The sequence below is a fragment of the Bradyrhizobium sp. Kon10 genome, from assembly GCF_055807395.1.
Window position 1 is genome coordinate 1 of the sequence record NZ_JBVVOZ010000269.1, and the last position, 260, is coordinate 260.

At 50.4% G+C, this 260-nt stretch carries 1 protein-coding gene; it reads left to right on the forward strand.

All coding sequences use genetic code 11. The features are described 5' to 3' along the window. Positions 1–145 (forward strand): hypothetical protein (locus tag AC0L2O_RS36980; RefSeq protein ID WP_473373231.1); only part of this gene is annotated, 145 nt, incomplete at its 5' end. Positions 146–260 lie beyond the last annotated feature (115 nt).

Genomic DNA, 260 nt, shown 5'->3' on the forward strand with positions numbered 1-260 from the left:
ATCACTGCTGCCGTGCGATAACGTCTTTGCCATCGAAACCCGCTGGTATCGCGATAACCCTCTGGTGATCCGCGGACCTGGCGCTGGGCGCGACGTCACCGCCGGGGCGATTCAGTCGGATATCAACCGGCTGGCACAGTTGTAGGAATTTCAGAAATGTAATAATGCCCGGTACTCATGTTTTCGGGTTTATGGTTTCTAATGAAATATATTGAATTATCATAGGATTAGGCCGGATTAAGCGTTTACGACGAATCCGG